The 24,736-nt window shown below is 51.8% G+C and carries 23 protein-coding genes and 1 tRNA gene; 7 read left to right on the top strand and 17 right to left on the bottom strand.

The genetic code is table 11. The annotated features are described in order from the left end of the window. Positions 1-91: 91 nt before the first annotated feature. Both ACXAIA_RS14910 and ACXAIA_RS14905 read right to left on the bottom strand, forming a co-directional pair. Positions 92-1,036, bottom strand: a complete 945-nt coding sequence (locus tag ACXAIA_RS14910) for a substrate-binding domain-containing protein (protein ID WP_475350020.1) — start codon at positions 1,034-1,036, stop codon at positions 92-94. A gap of 78 nt (positions 1,037-1,114) precedes the next feature. Continuing rightward, positions 1,115-1,939, bottom strand: coding sequence for a phosphogluconate dehydrogenase C-terminal domain-containing protein (locus ACXAIA_RS14905; RefSeq protein ID WP_475350019.1), 825 nt, complete (start codon positions 1,937-1,939; stop codon positions 1,115-1,117). Between the two features lie 131 nt (positions 1,940-2,070). Here ACXAIA_RS14905 and ACXAIA_RS14900 point away from each other — a divergent pair, with 131 nt between their 5' ends. Next, on the top strand, positions 2,071-3,318 hold the full coding sequence (locus ACXAIA_RS14900; RefSeq protein ID WP_475350018.1) for a ribulose-bisphosphate carboxylase large subunit family protein: 1,248 nt from the start codon (positions 2,071-2,073) through the stop codon (positions 3,316-3,318). Between the two features lie 2 nt (positions 3,319-3,320). Then, positions 3,321-4,670, top strand: coding sequence for a four-carbon acid sugar kinase family protein (locus ACXAIA_RS14895; protein WP_475350017.1), 1,350 nt, complete (start codon positions 3,321-3,323; stop codon positions 4,668-4,670). Positions 4,671-4,913: 243 nt separating this feature from the next. On the opposite strand, the gene ACXAIA_RS14890 is transcribed toward ACXAIA_RS14895, so the two are convergent. From ACXAIA_RS14890 to ACXAIA_RS14875, 4 genes are all read right to left on the bottom strand, one after another. Next, on the bottom strand, positions 4,914-5,675 hold the full coding sequence (locus tag ACXAIA_RS14890) for an iron ABC transporter ATP-binding protein (protein WP_475350016.1): 762 nt from the start codon (positions 5,673-5,675) through the stop codon (positions 4,914-4,916). Next, positions 5,672-6,598 carry an iron chelate uptake ABC transporter family permease subunit gene (locus ACXAIA_RS14885; protein ID WP_475350015.1) on the bottom strand — a complete coding sequence of 309 codons (927 nt, stop codon included), beginning with the start codon at positions 6,596-6,598 and terminating at the stop codon, positions 5,672-5,674. Before ACXAIA_RS14885 ends, ACXAIA_RS14890 begins: the two co-directional genes overlap by 4 nt. A gap of 55 nt (positions 6,599-6,653) precedes the next feature. After that, a complete protein-coding gene (locus ACXAIA_RS14880; protein ID WP_475350064.1) occupies positions 6,654-7,583 on the bottom strand; it encodes an ABC transporter permease in 930 nt (309 codons plus the stop codon). 69 nt (positions 7,584-7,652) lie between these two features. After that, entirely contained in the window at positions 7,653-8,585 is a 933-nt protein-coding gene (locus ACXAIA_RS14875) for a siderophore ABC transporter substrate-binding protein (RefSeq protein WP_475350014.1), read from the bottom strand. A 138-nt stretch (positions 8,586-8,723) separates the two neighbouring features. Here ACXAIA_RS14875 and ACXAIA_RS14870 point away from each other — a divergent pair, with 138 nt between their 5' ends. Further along, positions 8,724-10,229, top strand: a complete 1,506-nt coding sequence (locus ACXAIA_RS14870) for a glycosyl transferase family protein (RefSeq protein ID WP_475350013.1) — start codon at positions 8,724-8,726, stop codon at positions 10,227-10,229. Positions 10,230-10,235: 6 nt separating this feature from the next. Here the strand turns inward: ACXAIA_RS14870 and ACXAIA_RS14865 are convergent, their stop codons facing one another. Continuing rightward, a complete protein-coding gene (locus ACXAIA_RS14865) occupies positions 10,236-11,126 on the bottom strand; it encodes a LysR family transcriptional regulator (RefSeq protein WP_475350012.1) in 891 nt (296 codons plus the stop codon). A 108-nt stretch (positions 11,127-11,234) separates the two neighbouring features. Here ACXAIA_RS14865 and ACXAIA_RS14860 point away from each other — a divergent pair, with 108 nt between their 5' ends. Then, entirely contained in the window at positions 11,235-12,254 is a 1,020-nt protein-coding gene (locus ACXAIA_RS14860) for an MBL fold metallo-hydrolase (protein ID WP_475350011.1), read from the top strand. A 111-nt stretch (positions 12,255-12,365) separates the two neighbouring features. Here the strand turns inward: ACXAIA_RS14860 and ACXAIA_RS14855 are convergent, their stop codons facing one another. The 3 genes from ACXAIA_RS14855 to ACXAIA_RS14845 all read right to left on the bottom strand — a co-directional run bounded on the left by ACXAIA_RS14855 (position 12,366) and on the right by ACXAIA_RS14845 (position 15,916). Beyond that, positions 12,366-14,555: a FepA family TonB-dependent siderophore receptor gene (locus ACXAIA_RS14855; RefSeq protein WP_475350010.1), complete on the bottom strand. Its 2,190-nt coding sequence runs from the start codon at positions 14,553-14,555 to the stop codon at positions 12,366-12,368. A 521-nt stretch (positions 14,556-15,076) separates the two neighbouring features. Beyond that, entirely contained in the window at positions 15,077-15,322 is a 246-nt protein-coding gene (locus ACXAIA_RS14850) for an SDR family NAD(P)-dependent oxidoreductase (protein ID WP_475350009.1), read from the bottom strand. A 517-nt stretch (positions 15,323-15,839) separates the two neighbouring features. Then, positions 15,840-15,916 (bottom strand) — tRNA-His (locus ACXAIA_RS14845). 336 nt (positions 15,917-16,252) lie between these two features. Between ACXAIA_RS14845 and ACXAIA_RS14840 the strand changes: the two genes are divergently transcribed. After that, positions 16,253-17,254: a Gfo/Idh/MocA family protein gene (locus tag ACXAIA_RS14840; RefSeq protein ID WP_475350008.1), complete on the top strand. Its 1,002-nt coding sequence runs from the start codon at positions 16,253-16,255 to the stop codon at positions 17,252-17,254. Between the two features lie 83 nt (positions 17,255-17,337). On the opposite strand, the gene ACXAIA_RS14835 is transcribed toward ACXAIA_RS14840, so the two are convergent. After that, positions 17,338-18,510, bottom strand: a complete 1,173-nt coding sequence (locus ACXAIA_RS14835; RefSeq protein ID WP_475350007.1) for an aminotransferase — start codon at positions 18,508-18,510, stop codon at positions 17,338-17,340. Between the two features lie 390 nt (positions 18,511-18,900). On the opposite strand from ACXAIA_RS14835, the gene ACXAIA_RS14830 reads away from it, so the two are divergent. Beyond that, a complete protein-coding gene (locus ACXAIA_RS14830; RefSeq protein WP_007091888.1) occupies positions 18,901-19,239 on the top strand; it encodes a P-II family nitrogen regulator in 339 nt (112 codons plus the stop codon). A gap of 62 nt (positions 19,240-19,301) precedes the next feature. Beyond that, a complete protein-coding gene (glnA, locus tag ACXAIA_RS14825) occupies positions 19,302-20,711 on the top strand; it encodes a type I glutamate--ammonia ligase (protein ID WP_475345660.1) in 1,410 nt (469 codons plus the stop codon). A 156-nt stretch (positions 20,712-20,867) separates the two neighbouring features. Here the strand turns inward: glnA and ACXAIA_RS14820 are convergent, their stop codons facing one another. The 6 genes from ACXAIA_RS14820 to ACXAIA_RS14795 all read right to left on the bottom strand — a co-directional run bounded on the left by ACXAIA_RS14820 (position 20,868) and on the right by ACXAIA_RS14795 (position 24,703). Then, positions 20,868-21,446 (bottom strand): hypothetical protein, encoded by a 579-nt coding sequence (locus ACXAIA_RS14820; RefSeq protein WP_475350006.1) that lies wholly within the window; start codon positions 21,444-21,446, stop codon positions 20,868-20,870. Beyond that, entirely contained in the window at positions 21,433-21,858 is a 426-nt protein-coding gene (locus ACXAIA_RS14815; RefSeq protein ID WP_475350005.1) for a DUF5675 family protein, read from the bottom strand. Before ACXAIA_RS14815 ends, ACXAIA_RS14820 begins: the two co-directional genes overlap by 14 nt. Beyond that, on the bottom strand, positions 21,855-22,124 hold the full coding sequence (locus tag ACXAIA_RS14810; RefSeq protein ID WP_475350004.1) for a hypothetical protein: 270 nt from the start codon (positions 22,122-22,124) through the stop codon (positions 21,855-21,857). Before ACXAIA_RS14810 ends, ACXAIA_RS14815 begins: the two co-directional genes overlap by 4 nt. Positions 22,125-22,163: 39 nt before the next feature. Then, entirely contained in the window at positions 22,164-22,370 is a 207-nt protein-coding gene (locus ACXAIA_RS14805) for a hypothetical protein (protein ID WP_475350003.1), read from the bottom strand. Positions 22,371-22,488: 118 nt separating this feature from the next. Beyond that, positions 22,489-22,680 carry a hypothetical protein gene (locus ACXAIA_RS14800; RefSeq protein WP_475350002.1) on the bottom strand — a complete coding sequence of 64 codons (192 nt, stop codon included), beginning with the start codon at positions 22,678-22,680 and terminating at the stop codon, positions 22,489-22,491. A 7-nt stretch (positions 22,681-22,687) separates the two neighbouring features. After that, on the bottom strand, positions 22,688-24,703 hold the full coding sequence (locus tag ACXAIA_RS14795; RefSeq protein WP_475350001.1) for a hypothetical protein: 2,016 nt from the start codon (positions 24,701-24,703) through the stop codon (positions 22,688-22,690). Positions 24,704-24,736 lie beyond the last annotated feature (33 nt).

Here is a 24,736-nt window from a genome sequence, read left to right as displayed (position 1 = left end):
TGCGGTAAGCGGGGAACGCAGCCCAAGCTGCGCCCCGCCCATCCGGCACAAAAGATCGCGACCGACGACATATACTGTCGTGGTTGCTCACTTACTTAAGTGCGAAGGTTTCCAACTGCTTGGCGTTGTCAGCAGTGATCAGGACACAATCCATCAACTGCTTTTCATCATGGCCGGTTGAGCCGGTTTTCAGATACAGGTCAGCTTGCTCGACCGCGATCTGTGCCTGACGGTAAGCAGGCTGCAGAACCGTCGCCTTGATACCACCTTCAAGAATGGAATCACGAACGTCATTGCTGCCGTCGAACCCGACAACAATCACATCATTGCGACCGGCTGCCTGAAGCGCTGCAATAGCGCCCATCGCCATGGTGTCATTTCCTGAAATCACACCTTTGATATCCGGGTTGGCCTGAAGGATGGTTTCCATCTTTTCATAGGCTTCGGTCTGGCTCCAGTTGGCAGACTGCTGGGCCACCATTTCCATGTCTGGATATTGGTCAATGATATCGTGATAGCCCGAAGAACGAATACCGGCATTGGTATCGGCTTCACGTCCAAGAAGTTCGGCGTATTTGCCTTCTTCACCCATCTGGCGAACGAATTCCTCCGCACCAAGCTGAGCACCCTGATAGTTGTTCGAGACAATCTGCGACACAGCAATCCCCGATTCCTTGATCTCGCGATCAATAAGGAAAGACGGGATACCGGCTTCTTTCGCACGACGCACCGGTGCGACCGTTGCTTCTGCACCGGCGTTATCAAGAATGATCGCCTTTGCACCGCGGGCTATTGCCGTATCGTAAAGCTGGTTTTGCTTGTTTGGATCATCATCATGCACCAGAACAAGGGTATCATAACCCAGTTCCTCGGCCCGCTGTTTTGCACCTTCAGCTTCTGCTTTAAAGAAGGGGTTGTCGTGAGACGGGGTAATAATCGCAATCAAGTCTGCTGCGGATGCTGACATCGGCATGGCAGTAGCCAAACCCATCACCATTGCCACGCCCGCAAAAAGTGCTCTACGCGTAAACGCCATTTGTACCTCCCTAGATACATAAAGTTTATAGTCACCATGCGACATGCTTCTGTTTCGAAGTTCTGTTGTCGCGCCTTATCAGGTGATCCGACGGATACTTTCTTTGATTTCGTCCGGTTCGAATACCCCGATCCAGTCATCACGCATCAAGCGTGGCTTTCCGTTATTGATCGCCTTGTTACACGCATCAGAGAATTCACCCTGTATTTCGCCCATAACAACAGCACCAAGAATATTAAGATGCCCCAAAAGGAAATCACGTGCCGCCTGCTCATTGACGCCCCGGCGCACGACCTCGTCAAGCGCGTCTTTCATGACAACCAGCAAGGTAGCACAGACCGTTTCGGACAACCCGGGCTCAAGCAGGGCCATTTCATCAACTGACACGCGATGAGACCTGAGAATCGGCTGGAAAATTACCTTTGCAATCTCTTCGCCAAGCGCAAAGTCCTCTTCGGGACCTTGCATCAAGGCGCTGACAATAGCCTGTCTTGCCGCAACACCACCGAAATAGTCGCGCTTGGCGGCCATGTCTGTTTCTTCATTGAAAATTGGCGGATGACAAGGATGTGTAACGAAATAGGTCACATCATCGCGCTTTGGGAAATGGCCCGCAAAGGGTGCAGCCGCATCAAGTGCAATGATCATGGTTCCAGGTGCAACCTTATCGATCAAGCCATGTGAAACGGCCTTAATCGCTGTATCTGGAACAGCAAGAATAACGGCACGTGCACCGGCCAAAGCATCATCTAGCGCAACACAGCTGACACCCACCGCATCCTTGAGGCGGGCCTGCCCGGCTTCGGTGATTTCGACATGTGCAACATCAAAGCGCGAGCCCTTGAGATTGGCCGAAAGCCGAACCCCCATTTTGCCACCGGCGCCGATCAACGCGATCTTCATGCTTCCTCCTGTTGGTGTTTTTGTTTGTTAAAACGAGAATTACCGACATTCATCATATTGTCAACTGGTATGATGAGATGATAATTATGACCTCAATTCAAAGAAGATTGACCGTCAGGAGGACTACACCAATGGAAAGACTGCGCGCCCAGTACGAGGTTGAAAGCCCCAAAAGCCTTGAGCACGCCGCCAAAGTCATTGCTGGCGAACAATCATCGGGAACTTTTTTGAAACTTGCCGGGGAAACAGACGCATTGCGCCAACGATCCGGTGCCCGGGTTGAACTCATCGAGGAACAGTCGCAATCAGCCTCACCATCCCTGCCCACCAGAACGCAGGGATCGCAGTATTCACGCGGGGTTATCACGCTGTCCTGGCCTTTGGACAATATGGGCACATCGCTTACCAATGTGCTTGCGACAGTCGCAGGCAATCTGTTCGAACTGGCAGATGTATCGGCATTGCGTTTGATTGACGTCGAATTCCCGGATGCATTTTCGCAGGCCTATCCCGGCCCTGCATTCGGGCGTAAGGGCACTCTTGATCTTGCCGGTGTTTCCAACCGCCCGATGATCGGCACAATCATCAAACCCAGTGTCGGCCTGTCACCAGATGAAACCGCGCAACTTGTTCTTCAATTGATCGAAGGTGGAATCGATTTTATCAAGGATGATGAATTGCAGGGAAATGGCCCCCACTGCCCATTCCCCGAACGCGCCCGAAAGGTCATGCGGGTCATCAATGACTATGCCGACCGTACCGGCAAGAAGCCGATGTATGCCTTTAACATCACAGGCGAGGTCGACGAGATGAAACGCAATGCCGATCTGGTACACGAACTGGGCGGTACATGTATCATGGTCAGCCTCTTTTCGATCGGATTGGCAGGGCTAAGTGCCATTCGCGCGCACGCCGCTCTTCCCGTGCATTGTCATCGCAACGGTTGGGGCATTTTCTCACGATCACCCGACATCGGTATTTCGTTTCGCGCCTGGCAAAAATTCTGGCGGTTGGTTGGCGCTGATCATCTGCATGTCAACGGGATCGCCAACAAATTCACTGAAAGTGACGAGACGGTCATGGAGTCAGCCCGCGCGCTTGGTGAAAATGTGACCCCCAATCAAACGTATCACGCAATGCCGGTTTTCTCATCTGGCCAAACTGCAGTGCAAATGGCACAGACCATCGCCGCACTTGGTCACACGGATTTCATCTATTGCGCAGGCGGAGGAATCATCGGTCATCCAGGTGGTGTTTCAGGCGGTGTCGCAAGCATTCAGCAGGCCGCTGCAGCTGCAGTTCAAGGCATCCCGGTTGATGAATTTGCCAAAGACCATGAAGAACTCCGCCTTGCGCTGTCGACTTTCCGGAAAAATTGATCATGTCCAACACTTCATTCGCTCAGGATCTGTTTTTCTCCTTTTACGGGGATGACTTTACCGGCTCCACCGACGTTATGGAGGCACTGTCTTCAAACGGTATTGAGACCGTTTTGTTTACCCGCATCCCCGAAGCGCATCACATTGAACAGTTTAAAAACTGCAGCGCCGTTGGTCTGGCAGGGATCAGCCGAAGCCAGCCCCCTGAATGGATGGATGACAATCTACCTGATATTTTCCGCTGGTTGCAGCGTCTGAACGCAAAACACTGCCATTACAAAACATGCTCCACTTTCGACAGTGCCCCCCATCAGGGATCAATCGGACGTGCCATAGAAATCGGCAGAACCGTCTTTGACCAAAAGCAAGTTCCGTTGATTGTCGGCGCCCCCCAGCTTCGCCGATACACCTTCTTTGGGCATCTGTTTGCCGCATATCGCGACCAGACCTATCGCATTGACCGGCACCCGGTCATGAGCCAGCACCCCGCAACACCGATGACGGAATCTGACCTGCTGGTCCATCTGGGCCGACAGAGCTCGTTGTCATCAACCTGCGTAACTGCAGATCAAATGAAGACCCTGCTTGGTGAGGCGTTTGGCCAACACAGGGAGAAACACACACACCCGGAACAACAATGTCTCCTTCTTGATGTTTACGATGATCAAAGTCAGGCGACCGCTGGCACGTTTTTGCATGTTTTTTGTAAATCACTGGGCCCGTTTGCTGTTGGATCATCAGGTGTTGAGTATGCTTTGCTGCGGGCATGGCAGCAGGCTGGCCTCATTGGACCAGCACCGCAAATTTCCCGCCCAAAAAAACTTGACCGCATTGCTGTTGTGTCGGGGAGTTGCTCTTCGACAACGGCAAATCAGATCGAAATGGCCCTGTCAGAGAATTTTGCAGGCGTCCCGATTGACTATCATGCCTTGGTTTCCGGGCAAGGAACCGAGCTTGCCCTTGAACAAGCCGCAACTTCTGCGTCGAAACACCTAAGGGATGGCAAAAGCCCGATCATTTATACAGCCCGCGGCCCTGAAACTGTCACCAATGTTCAAACCGCTTCTGCGGACGTCGCCGGGCGCCATCTTGGGGCCCTGCTTGACAGATTGATCCGCGAACATCAGTTGGAACGCGCCATTATTGCAGGCGGTGATACGTCTAGCCTGGCTCTAAGCGAAATGAACATCTACGCCTTAACGCTGCGTCATCCGATACCGCAAACACCAGGCTCGCCTTTGTGCAATGCTTTTCGCCAGGATGGAAACCATCTGGAAATAGCCCTCAAGGGCGGTCAAATCGGTAAGGACGACTATTTCATTTCTTTGCGGGATGGAAAGCTCACCACTTAGAATACGAGCAAAGCTCGACCTGACAACCCTTATCAACACCCACCAACGATAAAAGTCTGATGATTGAAGATGGCCAGATCAAGCAATCATACTACAATACGATGATTACTGCCTTTGCAAATCTGTCATCCGATGCGGTGAACCAACCCGACGCATCACATCGGCAATCGTTTTGCCCGCTTGGTGCGGGCACAGTGATGCAAAAACTGAGAATTAGAGAGGATACCTACACCGGTCCCGGATCTATACGCCGTAATAGGTTGCGATCATTTGCCCGTTAATATTTTGGACCTGAAACGGTGTATTATAAATGTCGGCAAGAACACCAGCATCAATGATCTGATCCGGCGATCCCTGCTCAGCCAACTTGCCATCCTTCATCGCGATAATATGATCTGAATAACATGATGCAAAATTGATATCGTGGATAACGACAACAACCGTCTTGCCAAAATCGCGTGCGGCCTGCCGGAACAGTTTCATCATTGAAACTGCATGATGGATATCAAGATTGTTCAACGGTTCGTCAAACAGCATGTAGTCCGTATCCTGACACAACGTCATTGCGACAAAAGCACGCTGCCGCTGCCCACCCGATAGCTGGTCAAGAAAACGGCCCGACAGATCAGTCAAACCAAGATAGGTCAGCGCACGATTGACATGCTCCAGATCATTCTCATTCGTGCGGCCCTTACTGTGGGGATACCTGCCAAAGGCAACCAAATCACGCACTGTAAGTCGCGCAGTTATATGGTTATCCTGACGCAGCACGGCCAAGCGTTTTGCCAATTCAAGGCTATCGGCGGTCGCGATGTTCAAACCATCTACTGTAATTTCGCCACCATCCATGTTTACCAGTCTGGCAATCATGGACAGCAATGTGGATTTTCCCGCACCATTTGGGCCAATGATTGATGTCAGCCCGTTCCGCTTTAAACCAAGTGTCACATCATCAACCACAAGGGTTCCATCATACGACTTGGTCGCATTGCGTACATTAATCACCGAACACCTCTACGCAAAATAAGCCCGATAAAGAACAATCCGCCTGCAAACTCGATCAAGATTGCCAATGCTGTGTTGAAATCAAACAGCTTCTCAAGCACCAATTGCCCGGACGACAAGCAAATAAAGGCGATCAAAACGGCACCCGGCAGAGTATGTTTGTGCTTGGCCCCTGGCAGCACGATGTAAGCCAGATTTGCAACCAGCAACCCAAAGAAGGTTACCGGCCCAACCAAGGCGGTCGACACAGCCACCAGAACAGATGCAAGCGCCAGGATAATAACTGCAGTGCGAGTGTGATTGACGCCAAGTGAAATCGCGCTGTCGCGCCCCAACAGCATGACGTCAAAGCGGCTGAATATCTTGGCCCCGATGGCGCTTACCAAAATAATCACAGCAACCGACACCCCCAAAAGAGATTTGTCGACACTATTGAAGCTTGCAAACAGGCTATCTTGCAAAACGACGAAATCATTCGGGTCGATAATCCGCTGCAACAGCCCTGAAACACTGCGGAACAAAAGCCCGAAGAACAAACCGCTCAGTAAAAGAAGGTGCACATCCCGAAAAACACCAAAGAACAGAAAGCGATAAAGGATCAACGCAAAAACAGTCAGACAGACTGCCTCGATCAGGAATTTGATTTGCGGATCCAGCGCCGATATCGCCTGCGCCCCAAAGACAAAAATCAAAACGGTTTGCAAAAGCACATAAAGCGCATCAATTCCCATAATCGAAGGCGTCAGAATTCGGTTGTTGGTTACTGTTTGAAACAAGACGGTTGAAACCGACACGGCATAGGCAACAAGCAAAAGCGCCAGAAGCTTGGTTCCCCGAAATTCAAGAATGAACCCCCAATTGCCACGCGCCCCAATCGTCATAAAGCCAATTGCGGACAACAACGCCAAACAAAGCAAGATCATCAATACTCTGTTCGGGCCAAGTCGGCGCCTGACGGTTTCGGTTCGCGACATCACATTATCTGGCATATGCGTTTCTGCCCAAAACCAGATACAGGAAGAACAGGCTTCCGATCACACCAAGAACGGCACCAACCGGCACTTCAAATGGCTCGATGATCAGCCGTCCAACAATATCGCACACCAAAACAATTGCCGCGCCAAACAAGGCGATCCAGGGCAGCGTCTTCTTCAGATTATCGCCAAATGCAATGCTGACCAGATTGGGCACGATCAGACCGACAAACGGAATCATACCCGCCGATACGACCACAGATGCCGTGACAAGCGAGATAATCACCAATCCGAATGTCATGACCTTGCGATAATCCAATCCAAGACTGACCGAGAATTCCTGTCCCAAACCGGCCATCGTCAATTTATCTGCCCCGCGATAGGCGATGATCGCCAGCCCAAAGGCCAGCCAGAGCACTTCGTACCTTCCCCTCAAGACTGTCGAAAAATCGCCACTGGTCCAGACATTCATGGCCTGCATCATATCAAACCGATAGGCGATGAACGCCGCAAAGGAACTGATCACTCCTCCCAACATCATTCCGACCAATGGAACGATGACCACGGAACGCAATGGTATTTTGGTCAGCAACCACAAAAACAGCCCGGTGCCCGCAAGGGCAAATACGCCCGCCACCAGCATCTTTCCGACAACCGGTAAATCAGGCGCAAACAATAACACCACCAACATCCCCAGCGCTGCTGCTTCAACAGTGCCGGTTGTCGCCGGTTCAACAAATTTGTTACGTGCCAGCATCTGCATGATTGCACCAGCGACAGCCATACTTGTCCCGGCAAAGACAAGCGCCAGGGTTCTTGGAATTCGCGATGTTTGAAGAACCAGCCAATCGGTTTGACTAACCGTGCCATCAAGGAAATCGATCAGCGAGATGTTGGCAACACCAACAAACAAGCTGGCGACAGCCAAAGCCACCACCGCCACACACGCAATGACGTAGATTTTCTTCCGGGAAACCGCACCAGCCAAAATCAGCGACCTTTGTTAACTGCCGGAAACAGCAACAAAACGCTGAGCCAACTGTTTGATATTGCGGTGAAGTGACCCGATCCCCGCATTGACAAGATACCAGGACGCAGAGTCCAGATAGACAATCTGGTCTTTTTTCCACGCACTCGTTTGATGGATCAGGTCATTATCCAGCAAAGCCTCTGCAGCAGCGCCTGATTGGCCGATGGCAGAATCGCGATCAATGACGAACAACCAGTCCGGATCGGTTTCCAGAATATATTCAAACGATACCGGCTGCCCATGATTCCCGGCTTTAATATTCTCGTCCGCGGGAACGACGCCAAATTCTTTAAACAGTATTCCGAACCTTGAATTCGGGCCATATGTGCTCATACGTGCGCCGTTGGTCATGATCAGCAATCCGTTACCCGCCTTTGCGGACAAAGCCTGCAAAGAGGCTATGGATTCTTTCAAACCTTCAATTTCGGCGGTCGCTTTTTCCGATTTATCAAAGACGGTGCCCAGAACCCGGATATTGCGAAAGACATCTTCAAGAAAATGATCTTGACGCACAGTCAAATCGATTGTTGGTGCCATTGCGGAAAGTTCGGCAAACTTTGGCGCGGCACGACCCGAAATGATGATCAGGTCAGGTTCCATGGCGTTAATCGCCTCGAAATCAGGTTCGAACATAGACCCAATTTTTGGCAAATCCCCAAATTGCGCCAATATTTCAGGCAGCGCGATTTCCGGTATTCCGTCCACAGGCTCTTCAAGAACATTCAGCGTATCAAGTGCAGACAAATCAAAGGTCAGCACAGTTCGCGGTGTCAATGGAACGTCACTCTCACCTTGTGCATGAGTAACCGTGACCACCGCCCCATCGGCATAGGCAGGCGCACCGGCCGCAGAAAATGCGACTAGGAGTAATCCGCAAAAAATGCTTACAATAGACCGAAGATTCATGTCAAATCACCTTATCTGCCAGACTCGCATCATCAACTTGGCATCTGCTGAAACAAGTTTCTTATTCAGTTACCTGCCTCTGCCTTGATTGTTCAACCGAACAATTTTTTAATAATTCCAAATTGTGACCATTGAAAATTGCAGCCTAAACTACCGAAAAACAGCCACACCGCAACAGCTGAGAATGCAAATCAGCATCAAAAAAGCGAAAAAAACAGCACACTGATGCAAAAGACCCGTTTGTTGATTGCATTTGATGCTCTTTTACGAGTTGGCAGCGTCACACAAGCCGCAGAAGACGTTGGCATCCAGACTTCGGCTATGAGCCGCATCCTGTCGGAATTGCGCAAGATTTATGATGACGAGCTGTTTATTCGCACCGGTCAAGGGATGCGCCCTACGCCACTTGCAGAATCGCTTCGCCTGCGCGTCAGAGCCTTGGCGTACGAAGCTTCAGAGTTGCTTTTTCCCACAGCAGATCGCAATCAGACCTCATCCGCAGCAGAGGAAAATGAATGGCAACACCCCACGGTTTTGCCGATGCCACCACTGGCTTCAAGCCGCGAACCAAAACTTGATGTATCGCCGACGCCCGAAACCCTCTCGAGAAAAATCTCAGAGATTGATCACCGCGCATCCCCTGCCAAGCGTCTGGCAAAATACATTGCCGTCACCTGCCCTGGTCCGGGAAAAAGCCGGCCACTGACGCAACGCGAAGCCAAAGACTGTTTTGATATTATCCTGAATGGCCATGCCCATGAAATTCAAATCGGCGCGCTGTTGATGACCATTCAGCACCGCGGCATCACGGGGCCAGAATTGGCCGGGTTTATTGAGGCCGTGCGCGCAAACATCATATCGACCGCGCCGGTTGGCATCCAGCCGGATCTTGATTGGCCGGCATATATCTCTGCCAACTGGCGACATGCACCATGGTTTATCCACTCCGCGCGGCTTTTGGCAGAAGCAGGTCACAAAATTCTGTTGCATGGCTATTTTGGCAACGGTTCACATAGCGGAAAGCTAGAACTGGCAATGAACGACTGCGCCATTCCGGTATGCACAACGCTTGAAAACGCCAGCGAGGTTCTCAACACCTCAAACATCGCATATGCGCCGCTGGGTGCGATTTCTCCGCAAATGCAAGCATTGCTGGATATTTACCAGTTGGTCGAAACCCGGTTGCCGGTTCATTATATTAGCCATCTGGTAAATCCCCTGAATGCAAAATCCGTTATCTTGGGGGCCGCTCAGCTTTCAAAGCGTGATCTTTACCGGGACGTTGCACATCTGTTGAAATACCAAAACGCGACAATTGTCGGCTCTGTCAGAGATTTTGCGCAAATCGCGCCTCAAAAGACAACGCCGCTTTACCGCATCTGTAACGGACAATCGCTTGACACCATCGCACCGGGAAATCGCACGATCGCTGATGCGCCACCAAGACATATCTTTACGCAGCGCGAACATTGGCAGGCTGTCTGGACCGGGTCCGCAACAGATGAAATGGCGGAAAATATCATCACATATACAGCTGCAACGGCCCTGATCAGCTTGCCACAGCATTCAGACATGTCATTTGAAACTGCGCTGTCCCATGCCCAGCTCTTATGGCGAGATCGCAATCGGGCAATGTCCAAATAGGCACTTTCATAGTTCGCCAAATACGGATGCGACTTCATCTCGCACCAGATCTGCAAAAGCATATGCAAGTGACATCGCGTCAAACTGACGACCAAGTGCAAGAACCAAAGGGATACGACGCAGGTCTGATGTGGCGGGAAGCTCCACCAGTCGCCCAGCCTGCAAGTCGTCTTTTACACTATGACATGGAACGTACCCGTAACATTTACCCGAGCGAATGGCAGCAATTGCAGCATCAAGCGAATTGACCCGCCACTGCCCGGGGAGCAAAAAGTCATGATTGACCTTATCTTCAACGTCTATGACCACGCGTGGGATCGCTGCTAATTGCTCTTCAAGTTCTGATCTGGTGACCTGTGCGATTGGATGATCTGCTCTTACAATCGGGCGAAGCGCAATATCGATCAAAGGCGTCGCGTTCAAACCGCTATCATCCCAATATCCGATCGCGACATCCCAGCTTTCCGGCTTGAAATAAGAAATCGGTTTCCGGACAAACTCCTGAACCGAAACCTCGGTCTGGGGATGCTGATTTTGCAGCTCTGTAATCGCAGAAAAAAGAACATCGCGCGGAAATAGACAATCGCATAGAACCCGTAAAGAGGGCCTCTGCCCGCTTGCCATCAAAGATGCACGCTCTTCAAGATGGTTCAGACCGTCAATCAATGGAATGGCCGCCATCAAAAGACGCTCTCCCGTTTTGGTCAAAACAGCACGGCGCCCGACTGTCTTGATAAGGTCTACATTCAGTTTCTTTTGCAATTCGGCAATTGCATAGCTCACGGATGATTGGCTGCGGTTAATCTCAAGCGCCGCCTTGGCAAAGCTCCCCGATCGCACCGCAGCGCGCAAAACCGCCCAATGTTCAATGTCGGTACGTGGAATGGTATTTTTCATCAAATTTTTCGATCAATATGAACAGTTATTCTCGCTTTTCGTTCGGTATTTTTGATCATAGATTCAGTTGAGAATAAAGATTAATCTCACAAACAACACGGTAACTTCATGAAGACCATTGGAACGGCCTCAGTGATGTGTTTGATGCTTGCCCTTGCATCAACTGCTGCAAATGCGAAACCACTGACATCAAAAGAACTGGCTGACAAGGGCCTGAAAGCAGGTGAAAACTATCCCGGCCTGCATAACCTTTGTGATCTATCATCGCGCTTTCGTATCGCCGGATCCCGCCCAGCCGGAAGCACCAAAAAACGCGAACTTTCTGCCGAGGAACGCGAAAAAAGACGGCAAGGCGCCTATGTCGAACCGACCCGTGTGTTTGACAACCTGTACTTTGTCGGCAACCGGTCTGTTTCAAGCTGGGCCATTCAGACCAGTGACGGCATCATTCTCGTTGATGCTCTGAACAATAATGATCAGGCGGAACGCTATATCGAAGACGGCCTGATCAAACTTGGCCTCAATCCGGAAGATATCAAATACCTTGTTATCACCCACGGCCACGGTGATCACTATGGTGGCCAGGAATATCTGGTTAACAAGTTCCACCCCAAAGTCGTGATGAGCGATCAGGACTGGAACATGCTCGAAGATCCGGAACAGATGATCCAAAATCCGCGCTGGGGTAAACCGCCGAAACGCGATGTCACGATCAATGACCGGGGAACCGTAAGTCTGGGTGATACCAATGTGATGTTATTTGTTACACCCGGTCATACGCCTGGTACAATATCGTTGATTTTCCCGGTCCAAGACGGCCAAACGCGCCATCATGTCGGGCTTTGGGGTGGTACGGGACTAAACTTCGGCCCCAAAGAAGATCGCATCCGGGAATATGCCCAATCAGCAGAAGACTTCGAAAAAGCAGCCCAGCATCACAATGTTGATGTGTTTCTGTCAAACCATCCGCGCCGTGATGGTTCCGTTGAAAAGATGCAAAATCTTCAAAGCCGTGCTCCTGACACCACACATCCCTTTGTTGACGGCGAAGATGCCCTTGGTGCGTTCAAGTTGCTCCATTACTGCACCTTGGCCCAGGCGGAAAGACTGGCTGAAAGAGACCAGTAACCCTGCACGATAAATCACGATTTTCAAACAAAGAAAAGGCCCCGAAAATACTGCTGTTCGGGGCCTCTTCTTATGTACAAGTTATCTTCTGAAAGATCAGCCGATCACGGATCAGAACGTCGCCGTCACAGAAAGATAGTAAGAGCGTGAACCTTCATTGAAGGTGTTTGCACCAGCTTGGGCTCCGCTTGCGCGGCGTAATATTTCCGTATTCAGAATGTTATTGATCCCGGTCGACAGACTGAAGCTGTTATTTAGCGCGTATTTCAGGCCAATATTGAACAGGTGGTATGGTTTGCGTGGCTCGCTGTTGGTCAATTCCGCACCGGTTGCACCGTTAATGGTCGCCGCATTGGTTTTGCCATAACGTGTGGCCGCAAACACCACATTCAGATCATCAGTTGCCTGCCAGTCAAGCCAGCTATTTACGGTATATTTCGGAATTAGGCTTAGGGGCTGACCATCAGACTTGTTCTTGGATTCCGTCATATAGGTAAAATTGGTGGTCCATGACAAATTTTCAGATACCGGATAGGTCAAATTACCCTCAAATCCTGCCACGACCGCTTCGGGGACATTTTCCCACTGGAAAATCCCGACGGTTTCGGCGGCATTCGCATAGCCCAGCAGCTCCTGACCAGATGAAATACGGTTTTTGTAGGTATTGTGGAAATAGGTTGCACTTGCCGCCAAACCGTCGCGATCAGCAAAGGAAACACCAAACTCCTTGTTTAGGCTGGTTTCCGGTTCAAGGTCCTCATTACCAACAACATAGCAACCGCCCGACAATGTGTAACCCGCAGCACAACCATTGCCACGTGAATAGAACAAGTATCCCGGCGTGCCCTGATACAGGTTTGGTGCCTTGAAAGCGCGCGCAACACCAAGCTTGAAAGCGACTTCTTCAGTCATCTGATAGCTGGTATTCAGGCTTGGGCTATAATGAATCCCGAAGCTTTCCTGATAATCGGCGCGAAGCCCCGGCGTCAGCATCCAGTCATCAGACAACATTATATTGTCTTCGACATAAAGACCTTGCATCCAGGCCTCTGCATCCGGATCACGGTCATCGGGATCGCTCGGAATACCAGGAATACTCGACGCGCCGGTTATTTCCTGACCGATTGACACGGGGTTATGCATCCACTCTCCGCGGAACTCTGCCCCCAGCGTGACATTTTGGTCAAAGCCCATATGGAATGGCAGATCCCATTCGCTTTTGGCTGTCAGGTTATCAACCGTAATTTTGCTGAATTCCAGATCACTGCCAATCACCCCTTCGGAACCGCCCGACAGACCTTCGTTCAAACGCCGGTTCTGCGTATTTTCCCATTGGATGTAGCTAAGTGAATCACCGAAATCGTAAAAACCTTCATGCGTCAGAGATAAGTTGCGCCTCTCCATCGAATTGGTTTCCGTCCCGGCAAGTTCCGTCAACCGGTCTTGTGATCCACCGTTTGGCGCACGCTGGCTATCGCGCGTATAAATATTGCCTTGGCGACTGTATCCGGCTTCGACATCGAATTCATGATCCATGCTGGGCATCAGGGTCAGTTTGGCGCTGACATCTTTATTGATGACACCTTCTCGGCCCGCAGCCGGAAAGTCCGACACAGAATCAGATTCATTGATGGCCTGATCATCTGCATCCCGGTGGCTATATCCACCAATCAGCTGCAAAGAGACTTTCTCATGGACAGGTCCACCAACCACGAAATTGGTTCGAAATGTTTTACCTTCCTCCGGGTTTTCCGGAATATTGGCAAATGTGGTGATGGATCCTGAAAATTCGTCTGGCTTTTTGGTAATAATGTTGACGACACCGCCCGATGCCCCTGAACCATATCGTGCCGCAGCCGGCCCCCGGATCACTTCAATACGCTCGATTGCTTCTGGTGGCACCCAGCTGGTATCGCCACGCGTATCACGTTCTCCTGATCGACCTAGCCGGACTGCATTTCTTGACATTACCGGTTTTCCATCGATCAAAATCAAGGTATTCTCGGGTCCCATCCCGCGAATGTCAATCTGACGCTGGTTCCCGCGCTCACCACTTGTCGAGGCCCCGGTAAAATTGACACCGGGCATCTTGCGAATGATCTCGGATATATCATTCACCACAGGTGTTTTCGCTAAATCGTCTGCTGTAATCGTCGAAACACCAAGTGACTGCTTAAGCTGATCCTTCGTCGCAATCACATGCACCGTATCCAGAACAGTCTCGTCATCCATCGACAGATTGTCTTGTGCCAGCGCCTCAAACGACCACGTGCTCATCAACGCGACCAGGCTCGTTTGCATCAATTTGATCCGATATCCGCCAGGTTCTTTTTGAATTTTTTTCACAGTTAGACACCCCACTTTGCAAATGCGAGGTATTCTTATTATCGCCACTCCTCTAGTGCAATAATTGTTATTTAGAATTATTCTAAATTATATGCAGAGCAAAACCCACGACCAAACCAGTCAGTTCCATTCGTTTTGACGATACCCTTGCAATTGCAGCCCCTGGCAACACCCTCGAATTATGACAAAGGTCCAGGAACAAGCTATCGTTCAAAAATATGATGATTTCGGAAAGCAAAAAGATGACCACGGGAAATAGTTATATAATATGATTGATTCCCGTCCGGCGTCACAAAAGGTGAAAAAATCTGCAGAATTGGCAGAAAAGGTAACAATTTCATTTGGGCAGAGTGTTTCGGGATCTGCCCAAATAATCATAGTGTTACTGGAGCGACCACACAGTTAGATATCAAAGTTTGTTGGCAGGACTATCATATCGCGGATGGTGACAGTGCGAGGGCGCGACAGCATATAGATCACGGCGTCCGAGACTTCGCCTGGATCAAGCAATGCTCCGTTTTCCTTGGCTTTACGCGGTTTTTTTCCGGCCAATCGGCCAGAAGGGCTGAAACGACGGGTCCCGGCGAGACCTGAGCAACGCGAATGCCGTGTTTATTGAGCTGACGGCGCATGGTCTGGACAAAGCAGGTCATCGCCCATTTTGACTCGGAATAGTGCCACCCCATGGGAATAATTTGCCTTCTTGTGTCCGCTTGCGTCACAGACCAGGCAGACGACCAACCACACAACCTACCAAAGCTCAATCTGCTAGTTAACCACAGAGAAAGAAAATTTCAGTGACAGGGTTCGTCGCTACCATGATGAAAGAACATGGAGTGACTTAAACATGACGCCTGAGACGAAAAGATCAAAATGGCTAATGCCCGGGCTCAAGTTAGCGTTGGGAGCCCCTGCATGAGCACACCGTTATTTCTGACATCACGGCAAGTTTCTGACCGTTGGGCACAGGCTGGTATTCTTGGAAGATGCAATAAGCCTATCTCAACTGCGACCCTAGCTTTCTGGCGCAGCGAGGGTACGGGCCCCAAACCTGTGAAGGCGGCAGGTGCAATCCGATATGGCATCAAGGCTTTGCGGCAGTATGAACGAGAGAACTTTGGTCAGGAATGTGACGTCATCCCAAGTTCCGACGTGCCCGGATAGCTCAGTTTTTTGCTACCTTTTGCTACCTAGACCAAAAAAGGCTTAGAGGGCAAAACCTCTAAGCCTTTGAATTTTTGGGGCGAGTGATGGGACTTGAACCCACGGCCCCCAGTGCCACAAACTGGTGCTCTAACCACCTGAGCTACACCCGCCATCGTGTGGCGCGGTTTATATGGCCCGAGGCCTGCGACGTCAAGCGCATATTTTCACTTTTTTCCCGCCAAAACGGGCAAGTCATTCAAAGCGCCGAATTTTGCGGGATTGCGCTTTGCCATCACGGCCTAAAGCCTTAAATCCTTCAGTTTTTTGCCCACCCTGACCTTTTGGGCATCTTGCATGTCGTGACATATGGCTTAATTAGATCAATTCGATTACGGACCCGCAAAGCTGTTGGGATCACCATATAATACAGCAGGCGGGCTGCCTGACCCGCGGAAAGTGCACCGGGACACAGGCCACAAAAGAGAAAAAACAGACGGAGTATCGGAATGAAGTGGGGCGTTCTTAGCACCGCCAAGATCGGCACGGAAAAGGTCATTCCGGCCATGCAGGAAAGCGATCAGCTCGAAATCCTGGCCATTGCCGGACGCGATCTTGAAAAGACCCGTGAGGTCGCAGAAAACATGCGCATTCCGCGCGCCTATGGCTCCTATGAGGAACTGCTGGCCGATCCGTCGATCGAGGCAATTTACAATCCCCTGCCCAACCATTTGCATGTCGAATGGACGATCAAGGCGCTTGAGGCCGGCAAACATGTTCTGTGCGAAAAGCCGATCGGCCTTCATACCGAAGATGCCAAACGCTTGATTGAGGCCCGCGACAAAAGCGGCAAACAGGTTCTCGAAGCCTTCATGGTGCGTCATCACCCGCAATGGCTTGAGGCCCGCAAGATCGTTGAAAGTGGTCAGATCGGCACGCTTACGACCGTGCAGAGCATCTTTACCTATTTCAACGCCGACCCGAACAATGTCCGCAACAAAAAGGACATTGGCGGCGGCGGTTTGCTTGATATCGGCTGCTATTGCATTGTTGGCCCACGCTTTATCACTGGCAAGGAACCGGTGCGTGTGGTGTCGCTGATGGACAAGGATCCGAAATTCGGAACCGACCGTTTGGTATCGGGCATGCTCGATTTCGGGTCCGGCCTGCAGGCAAGCTTTGTGTGCGGCACCCAGTCGGCGGCGGTTCAGCGCGTTCACATTCTGGGTACCGAAGGCCGGATTGAAATCCTGATGCCGTTCAACGCCGTACCGGAAAACGAAGCGGTCATTCGCGTTGCCGGCCAGAAACAGCCGGGTTTTGACGAAGCCCGTGAAATCAAATTCCCGGTCTGCAACCAGTACACCCTGCAAGGCGAAGCTGCGACCGCAATCTTTGCCGGCGACAGCCCGGTCGATTACCCGATTGAAGACGCCATTGCCAATATGCAGATTTTGGATGCCTTCACCCGCTCTGCCAAAACCGGCAGCTGGGAAATGGTCAAATCCTGACCCTTACCTGCGACAGACGAAAAAGGAGCGCCAATCATATGTTGGCGCCACTTTTTCGTTTTGATCGTTGATTGGCGGACGGATTACTTGGCAAACGCCTTTTTCATCCGTGCAATCGCCTCGTCCATCTTGGTTTCGTCCTTGCAGAAGCAGAAGCGCACAAAGTGGCGCACCCCGCCATCTTCGCCCTGATAGAAGGCCGAGACCGGAATGGCGACCACACCGGCTTCCTTGATCATAATCTGACAAAACTCGACATCATCACAATCATATCCCAGCGGACGGAAATCACAGGTGATGAAGTATGTCCCCTGGGAATCGAGCACTTCAAACCCGACGTCCTTAAGGCCCTTCATCAGGTAGTTGCGCTTGGCTTCCATTTCGGCGGTGAAGTTCGCGAAATAGGCATCATCCTTGTTCAGCCCGAACGCCACACCATGCTGAAGTGCCGGCGATACGGTAAAGACAAGGAACTGGTGCGCCTTCTTGATCGGCTCCATCAGCTTGGCACAGGCCGTGATATAACCGATTTTCCACCCCGTAAGCGAAAAGGTCTTGCCCGCCGACCCGATCCGTACGGTGCGTTCATGCATGCCAGGGAACGTCATCAGCGGCGTGTGTTTGCGCCCGTCAAAGACAAGGTGCTCATAGACCTCGTCACACAGCGCGATCACGTCATGCTTGATGCAGAGATCGGCGATGAATTGCAGCTCGTCCTCACGATAGACCTTCGAGCACGGGTTTTGCGGCGAGTTCAGCAGAATCAGCTTAGTCTTGTCGGAGAAGGCCGCTTCAAGCTCTTCGCGCGGTAATTCCCATTCCGGCGGGGTGACGCGCACCAGCTTGGGAATGCCGCCAGCCAGCTTCACCATCGGAAGGTAGCTGTCATAAAGCGGCTCAATCAGAATGACTTCATCGCCCGGCGCAACGAGCCCCAGAATGACATCGGCCAGACCTTCGGTCGCACCGACGGACACCAGCACTTCTTTTTTCGGATCGACCTCGATGCCATAGAAACGCTTGTTATGATCGGCAACAGCCTGAAGCAGTTCGGGCACACCGGCCAGCGGCGGATACTGGTTGGACAGATCGGTCAGTGATTTGGCCGCGGCCTCGCGAATATCGGCCGGTCCATCTTCATCTGGTGCGCCCTGCCCCAGATTGATGGCCTTATGCTTGATGGCCAGTTCGTTCATCACTTCAAAGATCGTAATCCCGCCCGAAGCGAAAAGCGGATTGCCGACGAATTCAGTCATGAGGCGTCCTTTATATTATGGTCAATCACCGGATTGGTGGCCTCCGGTCGAGTCCCGATCATCGTGCACATTTTCGCGCCCGATAGAACCCTTTCATCGCAAATCCTGTTGCATGATGGCCCATGATTGGCAAGCGCGTAACCGATTGAATGGGCCTGCCTGTCTTCTAAACAGGCCGTTTGCATATTTTTTGAACATTTTGCCTAAAACGCAGTCAGCGATATGCCCGAAAATCTTAAAAATTTCATGGGTTTTGCTGGGTTTTCGCTGCGAGAATCCTTAGAATGCCGTGGCCGGTGAAAACTGGCATGGTCCGTGCAATAGTCAGCGGGCGAAGCATTACGCTTTATAGAGTTCAACGCAACTCTCGCCAAAAAGCAGAGGGCGCTAATGAAAAAAATTGAAGCCATCATCAAGCCGTTCAAGCTTGACGAGGTAAAAGAGGCCCTTCAAGAGATCGGTCTCAAAGGGATTACCGTTACCGAAGCCAAAGGTTTCGGACGTCAGAAAGGTCATACGGAGCTGTATCGCGGCGCCGAGTACGTTGTGGACTTTCTGCCGAAGGTAAAGCTGGAAATCGTCGTCGAGGACACGCTGGTCGAGCGTGCGATTGAGGCAATCCAGCAAGCCGCTCATACCGGGCGTATCGGCGACGGTAAAATTTTCGTTTCCTCACTCGAGGACGCGATCCGTATTCGTACTGGTGAACGGGGCAACGACGCGATCTGATCGGTCACGCCTTAAGAAGAACACCATACGGTAACTGTTTATGAGTTTTAAAGGGTTGCATCATGTCTGACGCTGCTTCTGTACTTAATCTGATCAAAGAAAAAGGCATCCAGTTTGTCGATCTGCGCTTTACCGATTCCAAAGGTAAATGGCAGCACACCGCGCAGGATATCTGCACGATCGACGAAGACGTCTTTGTTGACGGCATCATGTTCGACGGTTCGTCGATTGCCGGCTGGAAAGACATTAACGAATCCGACATGATCCTGATGCCGGATCCGGCCACCGCTGTTGTTGATCCGTTCACCGCTCAGCCTTGCCTGATCCTGTTCTGCGACGTTATCGAACCGGCCACCGGCCAGGGTTACGAGCGTTGCCCGCGTTCGACCGCGAAACGCGCACTGGCTTACATGAAAGCCGCTGGTATCGGTGACACCGCATTCTTCGGTGCAGAGCCGGAATTCTTCCTGTTCGACGATGTTCGCTGGAGCACCACCCAGGAAAGCATGGCTTACGCTGTTGATTCCGAAGAAGGTCCGTACAACACCGGCACCGAATTCGAAGGCGGCAACCGCGGCCACCGTCCGGGTCCGAAGGGTGGTTACTTCCCGGTCCCGCCGGTTGACTCGGCAAACGACATTCGTGCCGAAATGGTCAACTACATCAACGAAATGGGCGTGCGTTGCGAAAAGCACCACCACGAAGTTGCACCGTCGCAGCACGAACTGGGTATCGCATTCGGCACCCTGATCGAACATGCCGACGCCATCCAGATTTACAAGTACTGCATCCAGATGGTTGCACACCAGTATGGCAAAACCGCAACCTTCATGCCGAAGCCGATCTTCGGTGACAACGGTTCGGGCATGCATACCCACCAGTCGATCTGGCACGAAGGCAAGCCGCTGTTCGCAGGTAACGGCTATGCTGACCTGTCTGACACCGCTCTGTACTACATCGGTGGTATCATCAAGCACGCCAAGGCCCTGAACGCCTTCACCAACCCGTCGACCAACTCCTACAAGCGTCTGGTCCCGGGCTTCGAAGCACCGGTTCTGCTGGCATACTCCGCCCGTAACCGTTCTGCATCCTGCCGTATCCCGTACACCGCATCGCCCAAAGGCAAGCGCGTCGAGATCCGCTTCCCGGATGCGATGGCCAACCCGTACCTCGCCTTCACCGCGATGCTGATGGCTGGCCTTGACGGTATCGAGAACAAGATCCACCCGGGCGAAGCAATGGACAAAAACCTCTATGACCTTCCGCCGGAAGAGCTCAAAGAAGTTCCGACCGTTTGCGGCTCGCTGCGTGAAGCGCTTGAAAGCCTCGATGCAGACCGTGACTTCCTGAAAAAAGGCGACGTTATGACCGACGACCTGATCAGCGCGTATATCGAGCTGAAAATGGAAGAAGTCATTCGCTTCGAACAGGCTCCGCACCCGGTCGAATTCGACATGTACTACAGCGCATAACGCTAAAACGTTGTTTCTCAATGATTATTTGAGATAGACGTTAGACTTTTAAGGCCCCTTTCGCCCAAATACCGTCAAGGAAACTCAACGAGTCCCAAAACGGTGTCTAACGCGGAAGGGGTCTTTTTATTGGCTTATGGTCCTCAGAATGGAAGATCAAACGATCTTGGGCGGGGTTTGCTTATTGCGCGTTCCGAACCACCAAAGGAAGGCGGTCGTAAACAGATACAGGAATGTGGAAACCATAAGGCCCATCATATCCATGGCATCCGAAGCGCTTGGCTGAATCGCATACGTTTCGATCATGGCCTGGAACTGCCAGTAAATCGAAGTTGTCAGCCCGGCAAGATAGATGGTCAGACCCGGGCGAACACCGCCGCGTACAACATCAAGGAAGCCAAGCAACAAACGGACGATCCAAGGCGCATTCTCAAAGTCCGAATAGCGCTTCGGTTCCATTTGATAGCTGGCAGCAAAGGATTCGTCAGCGGCAACCTGCTGCTGCGTTTCACCCTCGACAAGCGCAAGGCGTTCGCGCCCCTGCCATTCCTGTTCCATGATCTTTGCGTCGGCATCACGCAGCTTGAGTTCATGCTCGTTATTGATCTGCAGAACCTTGATGTCTTGCTGACGCTGCTTGTATTCAGCAAACTTTGTGATGGCCGCGCCAAACAGACCGGTAAGACCGCCAGAGAACAGGCTGGTCGCACCCATGAGAATATCACTGAAATCCATCAACAATCTCCAATTTGAACGGCTCACCGTGAGCCCATTTCTCCAAAGCCCTGACGGCAGGTCGTGAGACAAGAAGAGCCTTCTGCCCCTTCATTGCCCCGATCCGTTCACCAAGCGCGATGCAGCCGTACAGATGCGACCGGAAACCTTTGTCTCGGTCGCCCATCAGGTTTGCGGGGTGGATGCGAATGCCGCTTCTGCCTTCAACCTTGCTAACCAGATGCATCATGCGGCCAAATGCTGGGCTATGTGTCCACAGCACGATATAGACCCCGGCAGGAATGCATGACCGGTTCGCCTTGTTATCAAGCCAAGGCTGCTCACCTGTATGCTTGATCGTGCCGCCGAACTCGATTTGACCAAACGTCCCGTGATCGCCTGTTTCAAGCCGGTAAAGAAATGCTTCTTTCATTTCCGATCTTCCTTTCGGTCGATCTTGTCTTCAATGCGCCGAAGTGCGCTGCGGATCTCGGAGAGCGCCGCATCCGTGCGGTAGGTTTCCCGGTTGATGCGGCTTTCAATGGCGGCAACATTCGTCTTCAGGACTTCGATCTGCGTTTCCTGTCTGACGAAGAAGATCGTCGCCCCGACAATCAGGGTTAGGGTTGTAAGGAGATGACCGAAGCTGATGCTTCGCTCGATGTGAAACCTTTGCGGTTGATTGGTGTTGTCCGCCATCTACTCCCCCAGCACTAAACGCGCATAAAAAAAGCCGCTCTAAACGGCCGGTCCTTTGAGTTTGTCTTCGAGTTCTTGCCATGCCTCGCCAGAGGCGACGAGACAGCTTGGCCCAGATGGGTAGGTGAACAGGATCGTCCATGTACTGTTGTCCGGGGCCTTAAGAACCTCGATCACGCCGCCATTGCTGGTGACACCAACAGCAACAGGTGCCTCGCTGTATTTGGCGCGGAGACTGTCGATCACCTTTGACCGATCCCCGCAGACCGGTGACGCCTCGGCCCCAGATGTGAGGGGCCAAGGCAATAAAAAAAGGACCGCTGCATAAGCGATCCCGAAACAACGGACAATCGTTTTCATGGCGTCACTCTTTCTTTGGCTTGGGGATGTCGCGCTTGACTTTGTCGCAGTGGTCAATGAAATCCTGCATATTCTGCGGAATCTTCACTCCCTGCGATTGAAGCGATTTGACCATCGAGTAGACCGCTTTGCGGAACATAGCCTCGGGAAAATCGAAGTACGATTCTCGCCTTTTCCTTGAAATACTCTTGCTCATTTTCACCTCAGTACAATGGGATAAGGCCGATGCAATCGTGATACCGGATGCTTTTCGTGTTGAAGGTTGTGATTTCGTAGGTGAGAGATGATCCTGATTGAGCGGAAACGTCAGCGTCCAGCCGATATAGTTCTTTCCCAGTACTTCCCAAATCACCTACTTTTGTCCACGTTCCTGCTTCTTTTGTTGTGCCACCGTCCACGCTAACTTTGCCGACGACATCTGTCCCAAAAGTTGCGACATCAATGGGCTCGAAGACAAAGTATCCAACGATATCTGATGGATCCGCGACACTGATTGCAGATGCCGTTGGGGCAAGTGTCATGTTATCAGGGCCGGTAATGTCCACTTCCCAGATTGGGCTTTCAAGAACGACAACGTTTGTCGTGCTGCCCCCGCCGAGATTGGACGCTCCGACAGCGCGATACTTGTTCCCTGTATCGATACTCCCAGGGAAGGTGTATGCCGTTTCCCCGTTGATTTCCAAGGTGAGAGTTGAGCCAGAACGACGCAGACCAATAGTATCGTTTTGCGAGATTTCGATATTGATAGCAGTTTCAAAAACGCCATCTTTAAATGGACGAACTTCCGCGCTTGCGCCAAATCCGTCGTAAAGAGTAACGCCCCAAGTAGTGCCAGAATAACTAGATAGCGGTCCCGTTGCTGTAGAAGCGGACGAGGAGACGCCGAATTCAAAACCTTTGCAGTCTGCTGCCGACAACGTGCCTGACCACACAAAATCTCCTGTGAGGTCCTGAGTGTCACCAAATGCTTTGACACCGTTTGTCTCTGGCTCCACGTCGCCGCCAGTCATTGTCCACCAGGTTCCGGAGTTGGCAAACTGCCAATCTGAGCTGGAAGAAGCAGCGTCGCTAGTTCCGCTATAGTTTGTATAGAAGTCACCGCTGGCGTTGTGTAATGCATTCGTGCTGGTCAACAACGTGTCTGATTGGAAATTGTCTGACAGCTTGAGGTTGCCTAGGCTTGCTCCTGCAACGGACAAAGAGTCAATTTGCGTAAGTTGCCACGCCAAAGCAGTAGCTGCCATGTCTCTGGCTACAGCATCGGCGCTATCCAGATTGGTCAGGTTGGCGCCACTAACCGAGGGCAATTCTCCCAGTTCGTTCAGCTGAACAAGATTGTTCGCGCCTGTGCCGATCGGCAAGCCGACCAGTGCCTTGTCAACCGCAACCCACGCGTCGCCAGCTTCATTGATTGTGAGATCAAGACATAGATAGTCGCTGGCATGAACAATGCTGGCGGCACCATTGATCTGTGCGCCGTCGTCTGCGGAAATCGTCATATCGCCACTTCCTGCGGTGCGACAAATGCCGATGTTGTAACCTGCGGCCAAGCCTGAAAGGGCGGGCAACGTGACTGCCGCCGCCGATCCGCTGTTATAGGTAAACAACGTCAGGCTTTCGCCAGCCCCTGGCATGAATGCGCCGGTTTTCTGTTCACCGCTGGTATAAGGATAAGTCGCTGCTGCAACGGCGCGATCGGCCTGCGCCTCGGCCTGATCTACATAGGCTTGGGATGCTGCCGCACCTTCGACCATCGCGAAATCGCTACCGTCTGCGGTGAAGCCAAGAATTTTGTCGGCGCGCTGGGCTTTGGCCGGAAGGGTCGGAATTTCTTCGTCGCTGCCGGGAAACCGAACGGTGCGGTTGATCTCGGACTGCTGGCGCTGGTTAATGATGGCTTGTGCATCGATTGCACGTTCAACCGTGGCCGGCGGTAACTTGTTGCCGGTAAACGCTTCGATCTGTGACAGTGGGGCGATGCTGTTTATCGTCACAATCATGCCATCTGCCGGGGCTGCGGCAAACGTAACGGTTCCCCCGCCGTCATCGCCAACGCCCGTCACGCTATCAATCTCAAGATCGCCGGTTTCACCCGTGGCAATGACGGTATACATGGCTGTCAAATGCTCTTCGCGCGTTACCTTGAAGTTGTATTCAAACGTTGTTGTCGTGCCGTCACTGTTGTTGTTGGTCGGCGGAAGGTTCGCTTGTACCGTCATGTCGTTTTCCCATTAAAAAACCCCGCCGTGTGG

Source organism: Thalassospira sp. ABL2_045 (assembly GCF_056161285.1).
This window is presented reverse-complemented; position numbering and strand designations above follow the sequence as displayed.